Origin of the sequence: Halostella litorea (assembly GCF_004785955.1) — an archaeon.
Classification (GTDB): Archaea; Halobacteriota; Halobacteria; order Halobacteriales; family Natronoarchaeaceae; genus Halostella; species Halostella litorea.
The window spans coordinates 18,957-43,187 of sequence record NZ_SJER01000010.1 but is presented as its reverse complement, the minus strand read 5'-3'; the positions used below and the strand labels follow the sequence as shown (position 1 = coordinate 43,187).

Annotated in this window: 20 protein-coding genes and 1 pseudogene; 20 read left to right on the top strand and 1 reads right to left on the bottom strand. The window is 60.3% G+C overall.

Features of this window, described 5'->3' with window-relative positions; genetic code table 11:
• Positions 1-3: 3 nt before the first annotated feature.
• The 17 genes and pseudogenes from EYW40_RS19225 (at position 4) to EYW40_RS19140 (ending at position 19,609) form a co-directional block, all read left to right on the top strand.
• Positions 4-423: a DUF7985 family protein gene (locus EYW40_RS19225; RefSeq protein ID WP_135823187.1), complete on the top strand. Its 420-nt coding sequence runs from the start codon at positions 4-6 to the stop codon at positions 421-423.
• 28 nt (positions 424-451) lie between these two features.
• Positions 452-2,185 (top strand): DUF8186 domain-containing protein, encoded by a 1,734-nt coding sequence (locus tag EYW40_RS19220; protein ID WP_202614618.1) that lies wholly within the window; start codon positions 452-454, stop codon positions 2,183-2,185.
• On the top strand, positions 2,182-3,042 hold the full coding sequence (locus EYW40_RS19215) for a hypothetical protein (RefSeq protein ID WP_202614617.1): 861 nt from the start codon (positions 2,182-2,184) through the stop codon (positions 3,040-3,042). The genes EYW40_RS19220 and EYW40_RS19215 overlap by 4 nt, the downstream gene beginning before the upstream one ends.
• Positions 3,043-3,044: 2 nt before the next feature.
• Positions 3,045-4,160, top strand: a complete 1,116-nt coding sequence (locus tag EYW40_RS19210) for a TrbL/VirB6 family protein (RefSeq protein WP_135823185.1) — start codon at positions 3,045-3,047, stop codon at positions 4,158-4,160.
• A 2-nt stretch (positions 4,161-4,162) separates the two neighbouring features.
• Positions 4,163-5,284, top strand: coding sequence for a TraC-like domain-containing protein (locus EYW40_RS19205; protein WP_135823184.1), 1,122 nt, complete (start codon positions 4,163-4,165; stop codon positions 5,282-5,284).
• Entirely contained in the window at positions 5,277-7,487 is a 2,211-nt protein-coding gene (locus EYW40_RS19200; protein WP_135823183.1) for a VirB4 family type IV secretion system protein, read from the top strand. Before EYW40_RS19205 ends, EYW40_RS19200 begins: the two co-directional genes overlap by 8 nt.
• Positions 7,474-11,799: a conjugal transfer protein gene (locus EYW40_RS19195; RefSeq protein WP_135823182.1), complete on the top strand. Its 4,326-nt coding sequence runs from the start codon at positions 7,474-7,476 to the stop codon at positions 11,797-11,799. Before EYW40_RS19200 ends, EYW40_RS19195 begins: the two co-directional genes overlap by 14 nt.
• A 351-nt stretch (positions 11,800-12,150) precedes the next feature.
• Complete coding sequence (locus tag EYW40_RS19190) at positions 12,151-13,428, top strand: phage NrS-1 polymerase family protein (RefSeq protein ID WP_135823181.1); 1,278 nt, start codon at positions 12,151-12,153, stop codon at positions 13,426-13,428.
• Positions 13,429-13,501: 73 nt separating this feature from the next.
• The gene (locus EYW40_RS19185) at positions 13,502-13,960 is read left to right on the top strand and encodes a DUF8030 family protein (RefSeq protein ID WP_135823180.1); all 459 of its coding nucleotides are present in this window, start codon (positions 13,502-13,504) and stop codon (positions 13,958-13,960) included.
• A gap of 166 nt (positions 13,961-14,126) precedes the next feature.
• Positions 14,127-14,417, top strand: a complete 291-nt coding sequence (locus EYW40_RS19180; protein ID WP_135823203.1) for a DUF8069 family protein — start codon at positions 14,127-14,129, stop codon at positions 14,415-14,417.
• Positions 14,418-14,746 (top strand): annotated as a pseudogene (locus tag EYW40_RS19175) (DUF7558 family protein).
• A gap of 94 nt (positions 14,747-14,840) precedes the next feature.
• A complete protein-coding gene (locus EYW40_RS19170) occupies positions 14,841-15,200 on the top strand; it encodes a MarR family transcriptional regulator (protein ID WP_135823179.1) in 360 nt (119 codons plus the stop codon).
• On the top strand, positions 15,197-15,541 hold the full coding sequence (locus EYW40_RS19165) for a type II toxin-antitoxin system PemK/MazF family toxin (protein ID WP_135823178.1): 345 nt from the start codon (positions 15,197-15,199) through the stop codon (positions 15,539-15,541). Before EYW40_RS19170 ends, EYW40_RS19165 begins: the two co-directional genes overlap by 4 nt.
• Before the next feature lie 60 nt (positions 15,542-15,601).
• Positions 15,602-15,931, top strand: coding sequence for a DUF8158 family protein (locus EYW40_RS19160; protein WP_135823177.1), 330 nt, complete (start codon positions 15,602-15,604; stop codon positions 15,929-15,931).
• Between the two features lie 650 nt (positions 15,932-16,581).
• A complete protein-coding gene (locus EYW40_RS19150; RefSeq protein ID WP_135823176.1) occupies positions 16,582-17,478 on the top strand; it encodes a replication factor A in 897 nt (298 codons plus the stop codon).
• A gap of 213 nt (positions 17,479-17,691) precedes the next feature.
• Positions 17,692-18,618 (top strand): transcription initiation factor IIB, encoded by a 927-nt coding sequence (locus EYW40_RS19145; protein ID WP_006186984.1) that lies wholly within the window; start codon positions 17,692-17,694, stop codon positions 18,616-18,618.
• Between the two features lie 97 nt (positions 18,619-18,715).
• Positions 18,716-19,609: a biosurfactant protein 1 gene (locus tag EYW40_RS19140; RefSeq protein WP_202613934.1), complete on the top strand. Its 894-nt coding sequence runs from the start codon at positions 18,716-18,718 to the stop codon at positions 19,607-19,609.
• Positions 19,610-19,683: 74 nt separating this feature from the next.
• Here the strand turns inward: EYW40_RS19140 and EYW40_RS19135 are convergent, their stop codons facing one another.
• On the bottom strand, positions 19,684-20,124 hold the full coding sequence (locus tag EYW40_RS19135; RefSeq protein WP_135536396.1) for a hypothetical protein: 441 nt from the start codon (positions 20,122-20,124) through the stop codon (positions 19,684-19,686).
• Between the two features lie 372 nt (positions 20,125-20,496).
• Between EYW40_RS19135 and EYW40_RS19130 the strand changes: the two genes are divergently transcribed.
• From EYW40_RS19130 to EYW40_RS19120, 3 genes are all read left to right on the top strand, one after another.
• Positions 20,497-20,949: a winged helix-turn-helix domain-containing protein gene (locus EYW40_RS19130; RefSeq protein ID WP_098727617.1), complete on the top strand. Its 453-nt coding sequence runs from the start codon at positions 20,497-20,499 to the stop codon at positions 20,947-20,949.
• Complete coding sequence (locus tag EYW40_RS19125) at positions 20,946-21,224, top strand: DUF7521 family protein (protein WP_098727616.1); 279 nt, start codon at positions 20,946-20,948, stop codon at positions 21,222-21,224. The genes EYW40_RS19130 and EYW40_RS19125 overlap by 4 nt, the downstream gene beginning before the upstream one ends.
• Positions 21,225-21,500: 276 nt before the next feature.
• A complete protein-coding gene (locus EYW40_RS19120; protein WP_115864527.1) occupies positions 21,501-24,086 on the top strand; it encodes an efflux RND transporter permease subunit in 2,586 nt (861 codons plus the stop codon).
• The last annotated feature ends 145 nt before the right edge of the window (positions 24,087-24,231 follow it).

The following is a 24,231-nucleotide window of genomic DNA, read 5'->3' as shown; positions in this document are numbered from 1 at the left end:
GCTATGTCACAGGATCAGACTCCCTCCGACCCTGAGCGTAGTACCGACACCGAGTCACTACTGACGGGCAGGATTCCCCGACAAGCCGCGCTGACGTTCGTCCTCCTAGGCCTGTTCGCTGTCGAGCCAGTTGCCGCTCAGGACAACGCTGTCTGTAGCGCAGACAACCTCCCGAGCATGATTGAGGGGTTCTTCCAGCTGACTACCGCGCTGGGGATAGTCGGCCTCGCCATCGTTTGGCAGGCAGACTCCCTCATCGAGATGTTTACCCTCAACCCCGATCAGAAGGAGAGCCTCAAGCGCCACAAGCGCTCGGCGATGAAGTCCACAGTCGTCCTCGTCATCCTCGGACCGCTGTACACGGTTGCCGGGTCGATGATGAACCTGCCACTCGCGACGTGCGTTGACCTCGTTCCCTGGTAACCACCCCGCAGTCCCCGTTGCGAGCCCTATGAACCACCAAGAGCTCTCCGTGCTCATGGCCGGCTTGCTCGCGACGAGCCTAGTCACGGGTGTCGTCGCCGCTGATCCGCCGCGACCGGGGACGGAGAGGAACGGGCTCTCCGAGAACGAATCCGCGACCCTCTGGTCTCGCGACGCAGACAACTATATCGGTCAGGAGGAGTACCGCCAGCGGTACGGCGAGAACCGTTCCGCTGTCCATCAAGTAGCAAACGGGACGGATATCACGTTCAAACAACCGCCGGCGACTGCGGCGACGTGGACGCGAAACGACTTCGAGGACCTCGACGCCGGCGGCCCAGATACGTCCGTGCATCCACAGCACGCGGACCTCGAGGACGGCGTCTTTATCGAGGATGCTCACGCGACGATCTTCGCCGTCCAGCCCTCTACTCGTGGACACCTTGAGTCCGGTGAAGCCCCACTCTACATCGCGCCGAATGGGACGATGCGCGGGTTCGTTGATTACCGCGTTCGCGTGCCCAACGGGAGTTCCTCCGGCAACACGACTATCTCGTGGTCGCTCACGGAGCACGAGATCGAAGAAGTCCGGTTGAAGAAGGACGGCGAGACCATCGCCGAGCGTGACGGGTCCCATACGCCTGCCCTCGACTACCAGATCGAGGACGACTGGAGTGCGAATCTCACGCTGGAAGCGGAGATAAGCGTCCGGCTGAAGAAGACTGTAAGGACCGACCTGGGTGACCGGACGAACGTCGACGTCACCTATCAGACGGAATCACGCAACGTCTCCGATTCGATCACTGCCGAGATCTACGACCTCTCGGCGTCCCCCTACTACGCTGAGTATCCGAACGGCGATGCCGGCGTGGCCATCTTCCAGTCGCGGCCGTGGCAGGGATATACGCTCACGGACGACGGTGAGACACGGGTCCGTGGCATCTGGCGGTTCTACACCGCTCGGAACACCAACTGGGACACGCTCGTCCGGTCGAATCGCACGGATAGCGCCACCGTCGAGTCAGACGCGATTCCGGTGTACGTCCACGCCTATCCCTCACGGATCGGGCCGCGTGCCGAGCCGGTTCGAGACGGACCAGAACTCATCGAGACCTGGGGGACTGACCGCCCGTCACCAGTCGGCACCATCGGTGAGAACATCAATATCGACATCGTCAACCAGTCATACACGACGACGTACGGCGTCGCCGTTCGAGCCGAGAACGTCGACCGTGAGGCGCTCCAGGTAGCGGGCATCGTTCGCGGAGTGAATGCCTCAATTGCTGAGCCAGGCAGGGGCTCTGAGCGGCAGCTCCGCCGCAGCAATCTCACTGTCGGGGTCATCAAGCAGAACCAGTCGCAAGCGACGCTCAGGGTCGAACTTCGCGACAATCAAACCGGCGCACCGATCACGCTCGACGAGAGCCGTCAATATCCAATCGGCGGCACCACCCGGAACGGGTACATCACGGTTGCGGACCAGCGTGTCGAGACTAATGCCTCGGGGGTGGCGATTGTACCCATCGATGAACCGGGCATCTACACGGCTCGCTACCATCCGGGTTCGTGGCTCGGGCATGATCCAGCGTACGTGAGCGACACGGCGACCGCTCGCTGGCATTCGCTCGGAACCATCGACGGCTGGTTTGCGTTCCTCTTCGAGGTGGGCTGGCAGCTCATCCCGTTCGTCGTAATGTTCTACGCGGGACGCCGAGTCCTGCGGATGCTCGGTCCGGACGACATCTTCCAACGTAATTCATGAAACGAGAATCCCCACCCATCAGTAGGCGAACCGCCCTCCGAACAGTCGCTGGCGTCGCACTCACAACCATTACTGGGTGTATGAATACGAATGGGAACTCCGGAACACCCAGTAATGGGTCTCCATCTCAGAATGACCAAGGTCCACTTCAGCGCGTTGCTGTTGATGGGACAACGCTCGTGGTGGAACTCTCAGAAGACACCGATGTCAGCCAAGTCAACCTCATCCAGCCGAATAAAGAACTGTTCGGTCAACGTGATGTAGCGACAGGAGCACAGCAGGTTTCGTTTGAGATTGGAACGTCATACGTTCCAGGCGAGTATCGCGTTCTCGCACTAGAGGGCGAAGAGACTGTGCAGGAGTCCGCTCTTTCCATTCAGCCGAATCTTAGCATCGTGGAGATGGGGATCGGGAAGAATCAGTCTGAAAAGATGTGGGATAGCTCAAGTGACAAAATCTCAAAAGAGGCCTTCGTATCTGTTGAAAACCAAGGTAATGGCCCGGATGCGATCACGCAGCTCCTCTTTATTGGAGATGTTCCATATCCCTCGGATGAGGAAGGGACGAACTATGATGAAAACGACGATGTCAGTGGCATATACGACCCAGAAGAAGATACAGAAGTTGACGAGGTGGTCATAGAACCGGGAGAACAGCTGACACTGTACAGTTACCGTTCACCGTTTGCGTTCGTTCGAGGAGAGGGGACTTCGTGTGAGAGCGAAGAACAAACCGGGAGCTTCGAAGTCATTCTAGAAACACGAGTAGGGACTAACCGAGTTTCCAATACTTACAGCATCCACTACTCCGCGTCAGAGGAGTTCAATAATTGCGAGGCCACGATTAGTGAGGACTAATCATGGTAGACCTGATTGATGTCGTTCTAGAGGGGTTCAAAGACGTCGTCGATTGGGTGATCTCCCTCTTCATGGAGGGATTGAACACCGGTTATGAAACCCTCACTGAAGAGATGTTCGGGACTCCGACGCCCGAAACGGAAGGTGCATTTGTCTTTGGTGCGCCAACGAACGGCCCCTGGCCAGCAATTCGCGATGCGTTGGTTGGAGGTGAGATTATGCTTATCTCACTGCTCCTTCTGGTGATGTGCGTTCAAGGGCGACACACGGTCCGGATTTTCAATATCGGAAGTGCATATGAAGCGAGACGGACAAAGAAGACGGCGTGGGTTGGTGCGTTTCTCATCATCAGCTGGTACTGGGTCAGTGTTCTTGGTCTCTACATCGTCGACGGGTTCACAATTGCGTTGATGCCGAGTCTAGAATCCCTGGGTGACGCGATGCTGAATTTCCTCAAAGAGTCACTGACCAATCCAGGGCTTGCATTCGTGTTCGCAATCGTTGGCGGCCTCTCGATGTGGGCACTTGAGGCCCTCTACTACATTCGAGAGGTGTTACTTTACGTGTATGTCTACGGGATGCCGATAGCGTTTGCTCTCGGCTATGGTAATGTTCCAGTCCTTTCGGACATCGCGATGGGATTCTCCAAGCGGTTTGTTCCTTTGGCGGTTCTCCCCCTCCCGGCAGCAGTCGTGTTCAAAGGATACGATCTGCTCTATTCTGAAGGGGCGCTCACACCAAATAGTGCGTTTCTGAAATACTTGATTGCCGCTTCACTGCCTCTCATTGCTCTCTATGTCACGTGGAAGACGTTCAAATACGCGACTCCGCTGACTGCCAAGGTCGTCGGTGGTGCTACGAAAGGGGCGGCACTCGTCGGCGGTGTCGCTGCTGGAGCCTACGTCGGTGGTGCTGGCGTCGCGACAACTGCCGCCCGGTGGGGGCCGAAAGCGGCCGCAGGACAAGCTGTCGCCCAGAAAGCAGCCGCCCGTGGAGACAATAGAGATCAGGGCAGCGGTAAGCCGTCGTACCGCAGAACCGAGAACGACCCGGGCGAGCCGACAGCGAACACATCGAATGACAAACGCGATACGGAGTTTGATCGAGGGACCCAGTAATTATGTCAACCGATAAAGACGCAGCTGCACGGCGAATTATGAATCAGTTCGGAGAGAAAGGCCGTATCCCGTACCTCAACATCGAGGAGGGTGATGTCGGCGTTCTCATTGCCTTCCCCATTATCGGGTTGTTCGTCGCCGGCCTCACCGGTATCGAGTCACTTGCCCTCCCGTTCGTAGCTGGCGGCTTGGGGTTCGGCGTTGCCGTCATCTACGTCTCACCGAATCACTTGAACGCCTGGACGTGGACGAAAGACGTCTATCGGTACGCCAAGCGACCACAGATTACGTTCAGCGCCCCAGACAACGCAGAGAGCGGCACAAATGAGACGACACGGAATGAGGGCGGGCTCGCCAACTATACGCCGTTCAAACCTGACGAACGAACCCAGGACCTCACGAACGTCAAGCGGGCGTGGCCCGGCGTTGGTACCATCCAGCGGGCGGACGGGACGATGGAAGCGTTCGTCGAGATCCAGCCGGGGAACATGGATTTCGCAATGTCCGACGACTGGGCACAGCTTCAGGAGGCTGGCGAGGAATTCGCTAATAAGGAACTCGACTCGAAGCTCAAAGTCCACGCTACAACTCGCTCGTTCCCGGTCGAGCAAATCATCGAAAATATCGAAAATCGCCTCTCCGACGAAGACGTCACGCAGAACCCGATCTTCCGGGAACTTCTCGAAGAATACCGGGAGACACGGCCGAAGGAAATGCGTGACCGGGGCATTCAGCAGGTCCGGTACTACATCGGTGTCGAGGTCAGCCCCCTGGAGGTCTATGATCGCTACCAAGACGAGGGTACCCCCGTCGAGAAGCTGACCCAGTTCCCCGTCATCGGGTTCCTGTTCAACCCGTTCGTCACCCGCCGCGAGGATCTCACCGACGTCGAGCGCCGCACCCAGATGTTCGAGAAGCTGGACAGTCGCGTCAACGACCTGCGGGCCGAGTTCATCCAGCAATCCTCTGGCTGGTCCGCTCGTCGCCTTAGTACGGTTGAGCTGTTCGTGCTGAATATGGACTTCTGGAACGGTCGGGAACACGACTACGATGACGCAGAGCGCGTCGTTCGAGAGCAATCGATCGTCGGCCATTCGCGCCGGGAGGACGAGTCCGATGTTTAGTGTCCTTCTTCAGGCCGGCGGGAGGGCAACCGACCAAGTCGCCGAGTGGTTACTGAATCCAACGTCGACCGAAGGCGCAGCACTCTACGTCCTTCTAGCCGTCATTCTCGGCGTCGCTGGCAAGCTTCTGTGGGGTCGATATCACAGCACTAACGACGAGGAGGAAGTCGATTTCTCGGACGTCCTCGACGAAGAGACGCTGGAGGAAGGCAACGCAGAAGGGCAGATCCTGGATGATATCTCAGAGTCGCACAAGACGGTAACTGCGCCGGCAGCCATCGAGTGGGAGACGCGAGCAGCCCACGTCGGCGAGCAGTGGACGACGACGCTGTACATCGCCGACTACGCCGACTATCCCAGCGATGGCTATCTGAGCGACCTCTTCGAGATGACGGACGTCCAGTTCGATTTGACGGCCCACATCACGCCGAAGAACCAGGAGCGGGCCCGGAACGAACTGCAGGACATCGCGGACGACCTGCAGGTCGACGCCGATATCGAACAGAGCGTCCGTAGCGCCTACCTTCAGGAGCGAGCGAACGAGGCCGCAGCGACGTACAAGGCCGTCGAGAATGGCGCGAACGTCTTCGACCAGGGGATGTTCATCACCGTCCGGGCCGACGAGAAAGAGGAACTGCGGGACGCCGTCCAGGAGGTCAAGAGTGCGCTCCGCGATGATCCATCGAACCTCACGCCGAAGACCGCGATCTGCCGGCAGGACCTTGCCCTCCAGTCCGCCGCACCCATCGGTGACAACGAGTTCGGCCGCGAGTCCATCGCCCTCGGCGGCGCCGTCGGGGCGTTACTCTCCTCGCCGCACAACGCGACGATTCTCGAGGAGGGCGGCGTCGAGTTCGGGATTCACAAGGACAACCAGAGTCCCGTGGTCATCGACCCGTTCGCGCGGGATAACGGCTACGCGATGTTCACCGTCGGCGACACCGGCTCCGGGAAGTCGTTCAGCTCCAAGCAGAACTTCATCCGCTCGATCGAGCAGAGCAAGGACCGTATCGGCATCATCCTCGAGCCGCTGAACAACTGGGCCGGCGTCGCGGAAGCGCTCGATGCCAAACGCATCACGGTTGGCGGGACGCTCGGCTTGAACCCCTTGGAGATCCGGGAGACGCCCAAACACGTCCAGCGAGCGATGGGTGAGGACGCGAGCCCGTTCAACGAGAAGCTTGACGACGCGATGAGCTTCCTCACCAACTTCTTCGCCCTCCGGGGTATCTCACTGGGAGACCGGCGCACCACGCTCGAGCTCGCCCTCAAGCGCGCGTACAAGCGCAACGGCATCACCGACGACATCTCCACGCACGATAACCCGAGCCCGACGATTCGGGATATGATGGACGTCTTCGAGGACATGGTCGACGAGCCCGAGGAGTTCGTCGTACGGGCTGACGAGGAGGCGGGGAAGATCAAGGAGGACGCGACGTGGCTGCTCGACCAGCTTCGGCCCTTCGAGGAGAGCGGTCGGCACGGCAACCTCGGCCAGGAGTCCGACTTCGATATCCGCGACGAGAAGGTCATCTATCTCGATCTCGCCCAGCAGGAGGGCAGCGTCGACAGTAGCACGGCGCTGACGATGCAGCTGCTCATCTCGCTGGTGTACGAGCGGGCGAAAACCTCGGACAAGGAGGTCGTGTTCTACATCGACGAAGCGCGATACATCATGCAGGACGCCGCGAGCCTGGCGTTCCTCGAAACGGTGTTCCGCCACCACCGTCACCACGATCTCTCGATTCGGTTGGTCACCCAGACGGTCGACGAGTTCTTCGAGCACGCCGAATCCGAGGCGATTCTGGACCAGTGCGCGGTCAAGCAGTTCCACCGCCTCGACGGGATGGACGAGGAGTGGGCCGACGAGTTCGGCCTGAACTACGCGCAGATGCGGTTCGTCCAGGACGCCGTGCCGGGCAACGAGGACGCTGGCTTCTCCGAGGCGCTGGTGGGCGTCGATGGCGAGTGGCGTGGCATCCAGGTCAAAGCGATGGCCAAGGAGAAGCAGGTCATCGACTTCGAGCCGACCGAGCAACGGCGAACCTCACTCCCCGGTGCTGGTGAAGACGCTGTGAATCCGGATATCCAGACATTCCAGGATGACCTCGAAGCCCGAGCAACCGGGAATGGAGAAACTGCACCCGAGCGGACGCCGGCGGAGACCGATGGGGGCTCAGAGGAAGGTGATGACAATGCGTGAGTACCTTCGCGTGACGCCGACATCCGAACAACTCACGCCGGAGCGTGTGCCCCAGGCACTGGAAAGCCTCCACAAACTGACCGCAAGGGACTCGACAGGGCTGGTCGACAAACTGAATCCACTACATAGCGAGACACCTCCCCGGTTCGAATTCCTCGCACTCAGTGACGGTGCGGATGAGCCCGTCGAATTCTACTACGGAGCCAACGAGCATCTGGACACTCTCGAGAAGCGTCTCCGGTCGATCTATCCCGAGACGTTCGACATCGAACGCACCGAGGTCGATGTTGCATCGCGACTCGTGCAGCCCGTCGAATTCGACCAGGAGACATTCGTCGAGCAGTATGAGTCGGACGACCTCCAGTACGAATTCGGTCCTGACGAGCAATACGAACTAGCGACTGACGACAACAATCAAACCGAGCTAGTAGACGCCGAATCAGCCGCGGATGGAGAGACGGTCGCTGACCCATCTGTCGACCACATCATCGAGATTGGGGATACTGCCCTCGAACTCGCCCCACCAGATGCGATTCCCAGGGATGAGCCGGTCACAACGCTGGCGAAACCAACGATGACGTCAGAGGGAACGGTACTTGCCCGGCCAGCGACTGATACCGTCTCCCCACTCGGCGTCCGGTGGCAGGGCTCGGCGACTCGGAAACAGGACTGGATGTCTTCGCTCTCGCCGTTCACTGGCGACGATGTAGACGATAGTCCCGATGCCGTCGACCAGCCTGGTGGCGCGCTCGCGTCGCTCGTCGATGACTTGACGGAGGCGAGTGCCCCACTAGCGTTCCACGTCGTCTTCCAGCGACGGGCGAGCTGGCAGAGCGATGCTGAAGTTCGTATGGAAGACATCATCGAGGGGCGGGATACCTGGGCGCAGCGGTTTTTGGGGCCACTCTTGGAGTTTGACGACGGCTCCGACCGCCGAAGCCGGGAGGAGTTGAGTGACACACAAACAGCTCGTGTCGGAGCTATCGAGGCGAAAAACGCGAAGCGCTCGTTTACCGCGAATATTCGCGCCCTTGGCGTTCCGTCTGGTGACGACGAGCGTGAGGAACTCGACGAGCGGTTGGAGTCACTTGCCCCCGTCTTCGATACACTCGATGGGCCGTGCTACGAAGTGGAGGCCGAACGGGTGCGCGACAACGGCTTGCGGCAGGCTAAAAAAGAGCAGCACGCACGAACCGCGCTGCAACGGCTTTTGGACCGCGAGCTTACGACCGGCCGTGGCAAGACTCGACCCGAGTTCGTCCTGAGCGGCCGCGAACTCGCGAACTTCCTCGTCGTTCCCTCTTCGGACCAACTCTCCGTGGAAGGCGAACGTGGAACGCGTGCGGAACAACAGAGCCGGAATCCGCTCGCCCGCCCTCACCAAGACATTATGAGCGAGTTCCGTGACGGGATGGCTATCGGGTACGCGCTCGACGACACTGGCGACCCCGAAGATATCCCGACACACATTCCGCCCCGCTTACTGCCGATGCATTACGGACGATTCGGTACCACCGGCTCAGGCAAGTCAAAAGCCCTCCTCAACGATATGCTCTCGTTGTACGACAACACTGAGGGACCGACCATCCTCGTCCTTCCGAAAAACGACGAGATGGCGCAGAACTACATGCGGGCCCACGCGCGCCGATTCGGGATGACCGACCTCAAGGAGAACGTCGTCCACTTCCCGATCCCGGACGTGCTTCCCGGATTCTCCTTTTTCGATCTCGAACCCTCGCTGGAGAGTGGCCGCCGCCGTGAGGATGCAGTCCGGCGAAAAGCCGACCACTACGAAGAGATCCTGAAGCTCGTCATGGACGAGGACCGATACAAGCGGGCGACGGTCGCCCCAACCCTCATCAAGACGCTCATCACCGCGCTGTTCGACGAGGAATACGGCCGTGAAAACGGCCAGTACCGGGAGTCAACCGATTACTTCGCCCACCGACAGCTCGAACACGTCATCGACCAGCTGTGGGAAGCCGGCCCGCCACAGCCGAATCTCGCAGACGCACCCCGATCGAGCGACGAGGAAGTCTCCCGCATGATCCGGCGGCAATTCCAACACGATTCGACCACCTTCGACAACGTGATGGGTGGGGTTACACACCGCCTCAACTACATCTCACAGAACCCCCACCTGCGCCGCATCTTCAACAACACCGAGAACCAGTTCGACTTCCGAGAAGTGCTCGACGATAACCAAGTCATCCTGTTCGACCTCGGCGATCTTCGCGACGAGGCCGCCCGGATTATGACGGGCATGATCCTCACCAATCTCGACGACGCGCTCAAAGACCGCAAGCGCGACCTCACCCAGTACTCCGACGACTACGTCGTGAACCTCCTCGTCGACGAAGCGGCCTCAGTCGTGGTCTCCGATATCATGAACGACCTCCTCGAGAAAGGACGAGGATTCCGGCTTTCAGTGGGCCTCTCAATGCAGTTCCCCGAGCAACTGGAAGCTGAAGGTGGGCGGAAAGTCTACCTGAACGCCCTGAACAACATCGGGACCTCACTCGTCAGCAAGATCAACGTCGACCGAGAACTGGCTCGGGCGATGGCCCACGAGGAGATGGACCCGGACGATTTCGCCAACCGGATTCGCTCGTTACCCCGTGGCGAGTGGATCGGCAGCGTCCCGAGCCCAGCATTCGGAGAAACCGGGCCGTATCCGTTCAGTCTCACACCGCTCGAAATCCCGCCGGGCCATCCCGAGAGTGAGTACCCGCTGACACAGCGTGAAGAAGAACAGTTCACTGAGACGCTCGCCTCGATGCACGAGGACATCAGTGACGACTACGGGGTGCCAGCGGAATCAGATGTGTCGACAGCGAGCGCACCTGCCGAATTACACGAGGTACTCAGCATCGAAAGCGACGACCTAGACGTCGCGCTAGCGAAGGTGGTTCGAAGCCGCCAGCTTCGAGACGGCTGTCGGGAAGAGAACGGCTGGGTAGATGTCGAAGCGGTTGACGAGGAACTCAGGCGGCTCTTCGAAGAAGTCGATGCCGAACCACCGTCGTATGAGGAACTAGCAGATATCCGCGAGCGATCACGCCATCTCGATACGACCGTCGATATCGAAGCAGACGAAATACGGATTCGATTGACCGACGCTGGCGAAGACATCGCGACACCCGAGACTGGGGGCGTACAAGCCGCCGGCGGACATGACCACGATACGGCACTCCTCCAGATCGAAGAAGAACTCAGCGAACTCGGCTGCACCGTCTCGATCCTCGCACAGGATGGCAGCGAGAAACCTGACGCGAGGGCGAGCCATCCCAAGGTTGACGACCGATTCGCGATCGAGGTCGAGACGACGACGCCCGAGAATCCCGCAAAGGTACTCACGAACCTCCGGAAGGCCCAAGCAGCAGGGGATATCCCGCTGTTTGTCGTTCGACCAGGAAACGACGAAACTGAGTGGGCCGAGCGTGTCGACGGCATTCTCACACCACCCGTTCATACCCTCCAGAATGACGAAACGCGGTTCTACACGACTGACTCGAATCTCACATTCAACGGCGGGGCGACCGAAGAAGGTGGAGTGACGGCCGTGCGACCGGCGACCGACAACGAGAACGGGACTCACAATATCTGGCAGCGTGATGGCGACGAGATCGTCCTCCGTGATACCAGCGGGACGGAACACATCCGCCTCCCGTCGCTTGGAAACCTCTCGAAGGATCGTGTGCCAGCCATCTACAGCTACGACCACGCTGCCGACGAGTACGTAGTATACGAGCACGGTGAGCAACAGATCTACGAGACGAAATCGGCGTTTGAGGACGACTGGGTGCGTATCAAGAAGCCATTCGTCCCCGAAGCCGAACTCCCCGCACCAGACTACACGCGTTCGACGTACGGCATCGTTATCCTTCACGATGAGGCGGAATCGGTCGTGTATGAAGACGGTGAGAAGCGGCCACTCTCGGCAATCACCGATGGGTCGCTCCACCCAGTATCATCTGGTTCAGCGGCCGCTGAAAAACCTGACCAGGCTCCTCAGCCAGATAGCACAGTCGAGGAACAGCAGGAAACCTCATCGCCACCGTCGTTCGAATCGTTCGTCGACGAATATCTTATCGAAGACGCAGATGGAGCCGTACCGAAAGATGACGTATTCGGCCTCTACAACGACTGGGCAGAGACTCATGACATCGAGGATCCGCTGAACAAGAGCTGGTTCACACGGAAGCTCAACACCCACATCGAGGTGGACTCCACGAAGAAGCGAATCGACGGAGAACCCGTCCGGCATTACACTGGTGTCCGCCTCCGCTCTGAGGAGGATTCTCAACCATGAAATGGATGTACACGGTCCAATGCCCAGCTTCATCGCGAGTTCTCGGGAGCTGTTCCACCCAAACTGAATCATGACCCTACCCGATCAGACCCTCTGGTCGAGAATCACCCGACGGCGGCATGTTCCACCCAAATCCTCAATAGGTGGAACACCAACGAAACGACCGAAATGGGTGGAACACACTCACGTCCAGCGATTTTCAACCAGCTATAGCGAGTGTTCCACCCAACAACCAACTAGGATAGAACGGGGGGTCCCCGTTGGGACCAAGGGATTGGATCGAGACGCAGAGAAGCGTGAATTCTGTGCTGGCTCACAGCCAGTGAGAGCCATGCGAGGTGCTACGTGAAGATGAGTGAACCGATCGTCAACGAGCCGGAGGCGATTCCGGAGGCGTTGCGCGAACGCGAGCAGTGGGTGTGCTGGCGCGAAGAGGAGCGAGATGGGAAACCGACGAAGATTCCGGTGACGCCGGGGGCTGGTGGGTTCGCGTCGTCGACGGAATCCGATACTTGGAGTGATGTCGAGACGGCACTCGAGTACACCGAGACAGAGCACGCGGACGGCGTCGGGTTCGTGTTCACCGACGACGACCCCGTCGTCGGCGTTGATTTGGACGACTGTCGCGATCCGGAGACCGGCGACGTCGACGATGCCGCGCGGGACATCATCGAGCGACTCGACTCCTACACGGAGGTGTCGCCGTCGGGCACCGGCTACCACGTCCTCATCAAGGGGGAACTCCCCGAGGGGCGGAACCGTCGCGGGAGCGTCGAGCTGTACGACACGGCCCGCTTTTTCACCGTCACTGGCGACCACGTCGAGCGGCAACCGAATCGTGTAGCACGCCGGCAGGACGCGCTCACAGCGATTCATCGTGAGTACGTCCAGGACACCGAGCGTGCCACAGCCTCCGAGTCCGAGCAGCGTGATGGCACTGACGACCAGTCAACGGAGACCGATACGGTCGACGCTGGCGTTGACGTCGACCTCGAGGATGAGGAACTCCTCGAGAAAGCCCGGAATGCGTCGAACGGCGAGAAGTTCGAGCGGCTCTGGAACGGAGACACGGGCGGCTACGACAGCCACTCCGAGGCAGATATGGCGCTGTGCTGTCTGCTGGCGTTCTGGACCGGCGGTGACCAGACGCAGATGGACCAACTGTTCCGCCAGTCGGAACTCCACCGCGAGAAATGGGACGAGGTCCACTACGCTGACGGGTCGACGTACGGTGAGAAGACCATCGAGCGATCGATTGCGACCACCTCCGAGTTCTACGAGCCGGACGCCGGCGACGACACCGCGGACGCCCACGACCCAGCTGCCGACTCGTCTCCAGGTGTCGACGCCGGTGACTCGGAGCGAAGCCGTGCGTATCTAGCCGAGAAGAACCGGCTCTTGGGCGAGCGTATCGACGAACTCGAGGCGACACTAGCGGAGAAAACCGAGCGGATCGACACCCTCGAAGCAGAAGTCGAGCGACTCACCGAGGAGCTGGCAACCCGTGACCGAGAGCCAGGGGATCCCCAAGAATCGACCCCTGCCGATACTGGTGAAGGCGATAACGAGTCCGAGACAGCGTCCGTATGGGGCCGGACGAAACGGTTGTTCGGAAGTGACTCGAAGTAACGTCGAGACCGCAACGTAGCGTTTCTCACCCCCGAGACGGGTGACGGGGTTTCGAACTACCCCGAAACAACGCATGCATTCTGAGCGACAGCACCACCGAGACCATGGCATTGACCGAGTGCCAGCCCATCTCAACGCGTCGAGACCGCCCTGGTCGGATCTCCGCCTGTCCGTTCCGAACACTCGTAACAGTGAAGCGATCGTCTCGTTCGTCGAATGCACTCTCGTCGAACTCACCCACGAAGACGTCGGTGCCGAGTACATCTCCTCGAATGTCTGGGGGATGAAGCGGACGCAGTTCATCGTAGCCGACGACGTCGGCGAGACGTTCCAGAAACGTCACTACGACGGACGCCTTGGCTGGCACGAGCAAAGAATCAGTCGCGAGGACGTCCGGGAGGAGCTAGTGAACCGTCTCTCACGCCCATCTTCCCTCGCGACGAATCAGAGCCACGGATCATCCGTCAACGAGCCTGATACATTCGCGGTGAAGGGCCTCCAAGAGTTACAGTACGAGACGCGAAGCAGGTGATATCTTAACCAACACTCGCCGCGACAAGGGCCGGAGTGTTGGTTAATAAGTGAGCAGCGTCATCTCTCCCCGACGTCGGTCACAGCGAGCACAGTGCCGTCAGTAGTTTTTTCGGCGCCGTGAGGGCCGAGGCGCGCAGGTGAGCGTGCCTAGAGTTGATTTCCATATGAATGGCCCGAACAGATACGACGACGCATCACACGATCATGAGCGATTCGAAGACGAACTGGTAGCCCAAGACCAGGACGCCACACAGGTTGCGACCGAGGACATCGATGAGACCGGCGCGCGGCACCTCGCCGCGGACCTCGTCGAGGCGGGTGTAGTTACCCCTGTCGCCGAGGAACGGGTACTCGTTCACGAGCCCAGTAACGCGGCCTTCGATTCGATCAGACAGTTGGCCGTCTTCCACCGTGGCTGGACGGCCGCACGCGACGCCGACGAAGAGGACGCGTAACTGCTGCAAACACTCTCTGGGTGTGCATTCTGCGGTGCGCTCCCCGGCTCGGAACTCGGCGACGCCCGCACTTGGGGAAAGACGACCGGGTCACCCACCCGATCTGCGTCGACTGCGCTATTCAGGAGCGCCCTGATTCCAACGACCTCGACCACCATGCCTACGACGGCTGTGGACGCATCGTCGATACGCTGCCGGCACTCACGTCCTTCCGCGTCGAACTCGGCCACCTCGACGGAACAGTACACCTCTGTGTCCGCTGTAGTCCTGGTGGGCCCGCGACGTACTGGACGCGCGACCTTGATGACCACGTTGTCGAGTCAGAATGAGCGTCCAGCGAAAAAGCTGCGAGGGCGTGTCGACAATCGTTCTGGTCCAGAAATACGCCGATACACCTAATACGCTCGGCGACAATGAATACATATGCCAATCGACGTCGAGACATTCGAGTCATCCTCCGAGGAGCGACTCCAGAACGGCGGCGAAACGAACGCTGAGCGGGTGATGCGCTTCCTCGCTGCGCATCCCGACCAAGCGTTCATGCAGAGCGAGATCCGCGATGCAACCGACGTGAAAGCTGGGAGTATCAGCGTCGTGCTCTCCCGTCTCGAGGATCGGGACCTCGTCCGACACAAGGGCAACTACTGGACACTCGGCGAGGACGAAGACATCGCAGCATACACCAGTATGCTCGAGAGCACGCGCGCTGCGAACGACCGCTTCGGCGAGGAAGATATGGACGAATGGTTGGAGCACGCCGTCGACGATGAGGATCAGGAATGAGCTACCAGCGCGGTGATGTTGTCTGGGGGCCAGATCCGTTCAAGTCCACCGAGAATCCACGCCCATGGCTGATCCTCAATAATGACGCCCATCCGTTCGGTGAGGAGGAGTACATGACGGTCACGCTAACCACGACGCCACACGATGCAACCGTCCCAATCGAGTCGGCTGACTGGGTCGAGGGCGATATGCCACGCCAGAGTTACGCCTCTCCCTGGGCGGTCGCCTCACCGAAGCACGCCGCAATCGTCCGGCGTCAGGGCCGACTGCAAGAGGATTTCGTCCGGACCGTCATCGAGACGATGCAGACGTATCTCGATCCGCCGGCCGACACTCAGTGAACCGCCTCGGGGTCAAGCCCCGAGGCACTCGCCTTGCTTATCTGTAGAGAGGACGCTACAATGCCTGATTGCGACGTGCGCTACGAGGTCCAAGACCGAACGGAGAACGCCGCCCATGCGTCGGTCGATGACGTCTGTGGGCTCCTGCTGTCGCGAGCGGCAGCGCCGCGTGACGACCACGAGGACGGATATGTTGATGCGGCGATGGCAACGATCGTCGATCAGTATAGGAAGGATACCGTTCGAGATATCGTTCGACTGATTCTTGCCGAGGGGCTGACGCATCGAACCGCTGCGACCGATCTCGATATGCGCCCGGTCGAGGGCGTTTGGATCGGAACGACCGCGGGCTGGTACCTTCGAGAGCTGAACGCCCAATCGGAGACGTGACACACGCAGCCTGAAAGCCCTCGGCCGCTCGACATCCCGCGACCACCGCTGCGCTCCTCGTTCCTGCGGTGCTAGCGGGATCGGGGGACGTTCACGGCGCTTTGCGCCGTGAGCTCGGGAGACGTTGTCTCCCGGTGACCGAGACGGCCTCGCCCTTTCTGCGTCCACCAGGACGTCGGCTGGGTCACTAAGCGTCGGGCCCGGTTGAATGGTGTTTCTCAACGGCACGCCCCGCGCGCCGCGTGCCGCCCTCCGCGTCGCTCGCGACCGACCATTCCGGGCGTGCGGGCGCTCTCCGCACCGCGAGCGCCCGCTCCGGGCTAAAATGCATGTGCCCTCGGCGCCAGCGCTTCTCCCGTTTCGGTCCCGGACTTCCGGAGGATTCCGGGACTCGCCGACCCACGACGGACGTGGTTGCGTCGCGGGCGAAACGGGGAATGCGCTGGCCGCTCGCTCCGGGCGGGTCGACGCGCGGTGCTGGATGGTCGTCCGCCTCGGGCGCGCTCTCGCTCGCGCCCGGTAGGGCGCTCGCGAAGGCGCGAGCGAGAGCGCGCAGACGAGTCTGTCGGTCGTTGTCGTCGAGGAAATCCGCGATGTAGGAGCATCGCGGTGTCGGGCGCGTGAGCGCCTTCAGGAACCAGTGAGTTCCAATGTCAAGTAAGAACGTCTCCAGTGAAGTAGTTTCGGTCGATGAACAGGCATTCGAGAAACACGATGAAGCGACGGTCGATGAGGACGGTTTCGAAGTCGTCGATGAGACCCCGGAGTTCCAGGCGACGGTCGACATGGAAGTGCAGGCGAAAGTCGATTCAAACCATCCGGACGCGCGAGTCGAGGAAGGACCGGATCACATGTTCGGGAAGACCCTCGAACAGGAAGAGCGTATCAAGGCGCAAGAGGCTGAGCTGGAGCGCATCAGTGCCCAGGCCGAACTCGGGACGCAAGAGGGTCGAGAAAAACGAACGCGAGACATCGCGGCGAAGCGGAGCGCTGAGCGGCGTGCAGAGTTCCAGAAGCGGCGAGCGAGCGTGGACCCGCTGGCAGACCCAGAACGGGCTGACCCGCGTGCAGAACTCGAACAGGAGGAGTTGGCAGCGGTGAACGAACAATCGATGCGGTTGGCCGAAAAGCTGGATGGATGGTCGCGGGCGGCGATCAGTCGGCGGCTGGCCGAGGCGGTCGTCACGGGGAAAGACATGATGAGTGCGGTCGTCGGGGTGTTCGAGGAGTTGCAGACGGCGCCAGGACAGGTGATCCCGATAGAAAAGGTTGAGGACGTGAACCGAAAGGAGGTGAGCATCGAGGGAACAATTACACAGCTTTGGGAGTCATCGAGTCCGGCTATTGCCCAAGTGGGACTCATCGAGGACGAGAGCGGACGAACGAAGGTGACCGTCTGGGAGAAATCGAATCAACCCTGGATGGAGGAAGGCGAGCGTGTGCGGATTCACGGGGCGGCGCGGAACTGGTATCAGGGGCGCGTCTCAGTGGCCCTGACCGGGTGGAGCACCGTGCTGTTCCCAGAGCGCGGCCAGTGGTGGGAGTAGTCAGCTAACGCGGCCTTCTTTTTTGCTGATGCCCGTTCACCCGCTTCCCGCCGCCCCACCCAACCTCCACGTTCCGGGCGGCTCACACAGCCGCCGGGCTTTCGCCACAGCATCGCACTGCGCCGGCTCCGCACCGCTCGGTGTTTATCTGCCCCTAACGGGTGAGGGGCGCTCTAAGAGGCGCGATTCATTGTACTGTCCCTCGTGAGAATCATGGCAACCAAAGAGATCTACGAGACGACGTTCGACGAAGATGTCCAGACTGACTCAAGTGCAAAACAGTGCCCCGAATGTGACGGCCGGGTCACCACCAATGCGGTCGAAACCGTCTGTGAAGACTGTGGCCTGGTTGTCGACGAGCAGCGCATCGACCACGGGCCTGAATGGCGAGCATTCGACGAGGACGAACGTGAACGGACGGGTGCGCCGCTGACTGCGGCGCGACACGACCGAGGCCTATCGACCGAAATCGGGCATGGAACGGACGCAAACGGAAATACGCTCTCCGGACGGAAGCGCCGGCAGGTCGCACGGATGCGCCGGGAGCAGACTCGTGGGCGGTTTCAGTCGAAAGCCGAGCGCAATCTCGCACACGGTCTGGGTGAGGTCCGCCGGATCGTGAGCGCGCTCGAGCTGTCCGAGACGATTCGTGATCAGGCGTGCCAGCTCTTCCGGAGCGCTCAGAACGAAAATCTCCTGCTGGGCCGGTCGATCGAAGCGATGGCCACCGCGAGCGTCTACGGCGCCTGTCGGTGCGACGGGCTCTCACGAACCCTCGATGACGTTACCGATCCGGCGCGCGTTGAGCAGTCGCGCGTGACGAACGCGTACAAGACGCTGAATACGGAACTCGGCCTCCCGGCCAAGCCTGTGACGCCCAGTGCGTTCGTCCCGCGTTTGGCCTCGGAACTCGATGTCCCAGATCAGATTCGGCAACGAGCACGGAGGTTGGCGGAGGATTCTGAATCAACGGGAGTCACTACGGGTGTCTGCCCGTCAGGGTTCGCCGCGGCCTGCCTGTACAAAGCGGGGTGCGAACAGGGCCAGTTGCTCTCACAGTCGGACGTCGCAGAGGTCGCGAACGTTTCAACCGTAACCGTCCGAACTCACCGAGACGCGCTGGACGGACTAGCTGTCTAACGACGCTCCTTTTGTTGATTTGCGTGTCTGTAGTGGAATTGGCGTAAGAGCAATCATTTAAAAATGAAGACGAAGCATGTTGCGACCAGACTACTCTATGACCGGACGTTACTCTGACTGCGAAGAGCTCCGGCCGCTTGGCGAAGCGACGCATATCCCCGACGACAATCTCTCCACCAGTAGTGACGGAGAGCCCCGACGTCAACGAACAGGTAAAGCCCACACAGGCTATCCAGACCCCACGACAGCAACTGCGGCCGAGTGTACCTCCTGTGGGACATCGATCCCCGCTGGCCAGACGAAATGCCGGTTCTGTCTCACGAATCATCTCGATGCAGTCACCGATGGCCAGGACACCCCTGATTCGGAGTGTGATATCCTCCACATCATCCACGTCTTCGTCGAGTCGCGGACGTTCTACGGCGCCGTGGCAAAGGGATCTACTGCGGCCGCTCTTCTCGCGAAATCGGCTTCCGACCCCGCGGTCGACAACTGCCAGCTCATCGACGACCTCGACGAGGAACCTGTAGCGCAGCTTGCCGACCAGTGGCCCTCGCTTCCTTCGGCGGCACGGGTCTCATCGGAGTGCGGCGAGCAGCTGCTCGCGGCAGCTCGTGAGCGGACTACGTGGCAAGGCACAACGCAGTCGCGTCACGACGGCGAGCGCGCGACGTTCCTCTATGACGAAAGCGGGAGTGGGATTCACGACGAGGAGCGTCTTGTGACCCTTCGTGAGGACGCAGACGACGATGTCTGGCTGGTGCCGGCGATTGCACTCCAGCGATCCGTCACCGACTCCAGTACCGGGAGACCGCGACACGAGAGCCCGAACAGAGGTCACCTCGAGTGTCGAGAGTGCGACCGAAAAACCGAACATCGATTCCGCGATTTCGAAGTCGTCCCTGACGATGAATGGACCGGCCAGCCACTATGGGAGTGCCAGGTGTGTGGAACGCCTAGATACGGTCCACACCCTGCCGAGAAGGCTTAATCGTGCTAGTGATGCCAGATACGTCCAGGTCTGCCCGTTCAAATGGACTCTCGATAGCGAACGGTGAAATCAGTTCAGAGAAGCCCAGCGACGATGAGGAGTGCTATCGAAACAACACTCGCAGTCAGAAACCACGGTCGCGCTGCCGTCGCTGCAGTTGCCGCCGATTGTTCCGGTGGAAGGCCGGTTAGCTGACGGAAGCCACCGTAGAGCACTATTGGAAGGACGAGCCACAGGCCGACCATTGTCAGGACGAGATGCCCCCGCCCGGTCAATTGGAGGGATTCGGCGGTGTAGAGCGTTCCTGCAAGATGCCCACCGGTGAACAGCAGTAGCAGCACCGAGGCGATCGTGAGATACGAGAATCGACGGCCGATAAGAGCCAACGCCTCCTCTCCGAGCAAGTCTCTACGAGCTGCAGGGAGCACAGTGCCTGCAACCAAGAGTGTACCTCCGGTCCACAGTGCAGCAAAAATAGTGTGGATAGTCATAACAACGTCGAGCATCGTCGCCATTACTGACCCTCCATACTCAGGCACGATCTTTGTCCAGTATCCGCGTTGTCGTCAACAGATTCACCAGCTTCGAGGATCATGAGTTCGGTTCGTTCTTTCGGCCGGTAACGGTATCTAGCCATCATTCACCCAAATCTGTGACAGCAGTAGATAAACAACGATGGAACTGTCCCAGAATGTGGGATTGGAGACCGAGCGGCGGAGATCAGACCAGTATTCGGCATCGACTCTACCCAACTACGTATCGGACGTTCTGCTAGTCCAACGATCTGGGAACACCCGATACCCCTATACACCCATAGTCGTAAGACAGAGCTAACTGACAGCGTACCCGTCTCGGAGTCGAGACGACCTGGAGAATGCGATATTCGAATGACTGAGGAATTCATCGACCCAAACCGGCTCTCGCTCATCCCATCACGGTCGAACGCGACTCAGACAGCCACCAATATGGTGCAGGATCCCTCGACGGATGACGACGATCCGCCCGTTTCAGCAGTCCTTCAATCGCTCGAAGACAGTAAATGCAGAGCGATACTCACGACATTGACCGAGCCGAAATCCGCAACCACACTCTGCAACGAATGCGAGTTGCCGAGTTCGACAGTGTATCGCAAACTTGAGCGACTCCGTGAGGCCGCTCTCGTCAAAGAGTACACTGAAGTCCGCCGTGACGGACCGAACGCCACGTTGTACGAACGGGATTTCGCGGATATCTCGATCAGCATCGACGACGACGAATTCACCGTCTCCGTCGAACGACCAGACGAGGATGCCGAGGACCGTATGGCGACGTTCTGGTCCGAGATGAAGAAAGAATCATGACGGACAGTATTATCATCCTGCTCGGCATCGTCAAAATCGCTGCATTAGTCCTCGGGGGTATCGTCTCCCTGTTAGCGTATCGAGCCTATCAACGAACGCAGATCGAGGGACTCCAGTACTTCGCAGTGGGTCTCATGGTCATCACCATCGGGACGTTTCTGGTCGGGATCCTCCACCACATCTTCGGCATTCCGAGCGTCCAGGGAATGCTCTTTGAGAGCCTCATCGCTTGTGGCGGTTTCCTCGTCATGATATACGGACTCTACGGTCAGTAGCCGCGGCTACTCGATCGGTTGGAACCACTCAGAGACTATTCCATCCAGCCCACCCACGCCGTCTGTTTCATTCAGAGTGGCCTGTTCAGTTGTCTAGTTACGAAATCGTTTCCAGAGAGTAACCGAACTTCGCGGTTGTCCCACGTTGTGGGAGACCTCCATCGTTCCATATGAGGCACACACGGAGAGTGTGACAATGAACGAGTCGAATACACCAGTCCGTCAGCCAACCTCAACGCCACAGCCCACGCGAATACGAAGCGGTGTCGGTGACCAATGAAACGGAATTTGCCGTCTCGATACGCGGACGCGCTCGTCTCGCGGAGCAAACTCATCATCGTCCTGTTGCTCGTCCTCACGGCGATCGTCGGCGCTGGCGCGGTGGTCGGCACCAGTGAAGACGGTGCGATCGGTCAGGCAGGCATCGACTCCGAGGAACAGGTAGCACTCGAGGAGATCGAATCGACGTACGGAACGGACGATGCGGTGGTCACACAGATCGTCGTCAAAGACGAAGGTGGAGACGTCCTCACCCGCGAGTCGTTACTGCAGAGCCTCCGACTCCAGCAGGAGATACGGGAAACCGAAGCCATCAATACGACGCTCCGAGCGGAGTCGGGGCTCCGCGGTCTCGAGAACATCGTGGCGACTGCGGCCTACTTCGAAGCCCGAACGGCTGGGAGCGGGACAAACGACACAGCCTCCACCGGTCGGAACGGGCAGCCACCAGCGCCGACACTCGACCAACAGATCGAGGCGCTCGAATCACGCTCAGACGAGGAGGTTGATGCACTACTCACTCGACTACTCAATTCGGATTCGACCGCCCCTGACCGTGACCCGACCACATTCCTGCCGTCGGACTACGAACCCGGCGCAACGAGCGCCGACGCGAGACTGACACTCGTCTTCCAATCCGACAACAGTGGCGGCGCTAGCGGAACGCCCCAGGAGGCGTCCGATGCGCAAGTGGCTATCGCCTCCCTGGTCGACGAGCGCTTCGACGACGCCGACGCGTTCGTCTTCGGACAGGGCATCATCGACGAGGCGTCCTCGCAGGCCATCGGCGACAGCTTCCTCATCATCACCCCCGTCGCTCTCGTCCTCCTGCTCGTCGTCCTCGGTATCGCGTACCGCGACGTGGTCGACGTGCTCGTCAGCCTGTTCGGGATCGGCATAGTGATGGTGTGGCTCCAGGGTATCCAGGGCTGGCTCGGAATCCCGTCCAGTTCGATACTCATCGCCGTCCCGTTCCTGCTCGTCGGGCTGAGTATCGACTACTCGCTCCACGTCGTCATGCGCTATCGCGAGGCGCGAACGGGGGAGCTCGACGCCGATTCCCAGTCCGATGGCCGACGTGACCCGACCACTGCGATGCGGGTGGGGGTCGCCGGTGTCGTCGTTGCGCTGGCCGCTGCCGCGTTCTCGACCGGCATTGGCTTCTTCTCGAACTACGTCAGCCCGCTCGGGTCGATACAGGACTTCGCGCTCCTGAGCGCGGTCGGCATCGTCGCGATGTTCGTCGTCTTCGTGGCACTCGTCCCGGCCGTCAAACTCGAAGTTGAACGACTCCTCGCTCGACTCGGGCGTGACCGCCAGCAGTCAGCGTTCGGGGTCGGCTCAGGGCCGATTCGCCGTGTGCTCTCGGGTACTGCGACTCTCTCTCGACGCGCACCGATCGCTATTCTCGTCGTCTCACTGTTGTTGGCTTCGGCAGGTGCTTACGGTGCGACGGGCCTGGATACGGAGTTCAATCAGGCGGATTTCCTGCCGGAGGATGCCCCAGAGTGGATGGAGTCGCTTCCGGAACCGTTCGCCCCCGCTGAGTACGACGTCCGAGAGGATCTCTCGTACCTGAGCGACAACTTCCGTCAACGCGGGCAGGGTTCGGAGGCCCAGATACTGATACGCGGGAACGTGACCGCGCCGGCAGTGCTCACTGCAACCGACAATACGTCTCAGTATTCGAGTCGAAATGGAACGATCGCCATGCAGTCGGACGGCACGGCCGCTGTCGAGAGTCCGGCGACTGTCCTCCGGTCTGTCGCCGCCGGGAATCAGACGGTCGCCGCCGCGATTGACGCGCGAGACTCGGATGGTGATGGCCTCCCGGACGAGGACGTCGCGTCTGTCTACGACCTCGTGTATGGCGCCGCTCCCGACCGGGCGTCGACAGTCCTCTATCGTACCGAGAACGGGTCGTATGCGACAGCCAGGTCACTCGTCGGTGTGCAGACCGACGCGGCCGCCCAATCGATCGCCACCGACGTGCGGCAGGTCGCCACAGGCATCGAGGGGAACGCACCGGTGACAGCCGTTGCGACGGGTGGGCCGATCATCACTGCTGTCGTCCAGAGCGCCCTGTTCGAGACGCTCGTCGAAGGATTCGCCGTAACGCTGGGTGTCATCCTGGCGTTTCTCCTTGGCCTGTACTGGTGGCGGTACCGCGCGCCAGGGCTCGCGGTCGTGGTGCTCGTCCCCGTCCTCCTCGCGCTTGCGTGGTTGCTCGGCACGATGGCACTGCTCGACATCCCGTTCAACAGCGAGACTGTCGTCATCACGAGTTTGGCGATCGGGCTCGGCGTCGACTACAGCATCCACCTCGGTGAACGATTCGTCGACGAGCGTGAGCGCCGAGCGTCGCTCGACGAGTCGCTGGTGGCGGCAGTCACAGGGACTGGCGGTGCGTTGCTGGGGAGTGCAGCGACGACGGCTGCGGGCTTTGGCGTCCTCGCACTCGCGCTCTCCCCGCCGCTCCACCGCTTCGGCCTCGTGACTGGGTTGAGTATCGTCTTCGCGTTCGTGAGCTGTGTCACCGTGTTACCGTCTCTCCTCGTAGTCCGAGAACGATACCTCAGCTGAAAATAGCCGCAATAGAGTCACAATGGAACCGGTGATTCATTCGCTATGTACCGCCTGACGGCGTCCTCGTGTCTCCAGACCACAAATCGGTTCAGGTACAGCCGAGTGAGCTCTGGTGACCCAAGCGACGACGACCTGCGCACGT